Source organism: Bartonella sp. AP57NXGY (assembly GCF_042195805.1).
GTDB lineage: Bacteria > Pseudomonadota > Alphaproteobacteria > Rhizobiales > Rhizobiaceae > Bartonella.
The window spans coordinates 1-622 of record NZ_JBHIOZ010000593.1; the positions used below are offsets into that span (position 1 = coordinate 1).

The following is a 622-nucleotide window of genomic DNA, read 5'->3' on the forward strand; positions in this document are numbered from 1 at the left end:
GCAACGGTTGTTTCGCAAGAATTGGGAGCACCAGATGGAAGTTTTAACTTTATCACGAAGATGTTTGCTGAAGTTGATACGACGGAAGGTCTTTTAAGCATAGGAGAGCGTCGGCTTCGCAATAATCAGACGCCGATTACATGGCACCAAGAGAGGGCATGTTCATATGTCACGGGCGCTTATCATGGTCGTTCGCGCAATCGTTATCACCGCTTTAAATTGCGTATTCCTGAAGGTGTTCATTGGAACCAAATCACAGGGTTTAATGTGGATTTACGTCCTTTAGGCAGAGGGTAATGGCAAAAGTCTTTTTGACCACGTCTTGGGATATGGAGCGTATAGCACCATATCTTGAAGACATCATTGCGTCGTTTCGCGAGTATGTGGAACGTTTTAAACATGAAATCACGTTGCAAGAGCTCCTTGAAGCGATTTGCAGTGGCAAGAAACAGTTATGGCTTGTTTTGGATGATGACGAGCGCTTTTTAGCGGCATTCACGACCCAGATACAACAGACAGTTTTAGGAAAGAAGCGCGCTCTGATTTGTGAATGTAGTGGCAAGGGCGTTCTTGATCAAGTTGATAATTTGACATTTGTAGAGGATTGGGCGCGTGAGAATGG

Annotated in this window: 1 protein-coding gene and 1 pseudogene; both read left to right on the forward strand. The window is 44.9% G+C overall.

What is annotated here, in order from left to right; genetic code table 11:
- Positions 1–297: pseudogene (locus ACFIL8_RS12225) on the forward strand (hypothetical protein); the annotation flags it as partial.
- On the forward strand, positions 297–622 hold a 326-nt coding region (locus ACFIL8_RS12230), incomplete at its 3' end, for a hypothetical protein (protein ID WP_375690038.1). The pseudogene ACFIL8_RS12225 and the gene ACFIL8_RS12230, both read left to right, overlap by 1 nt.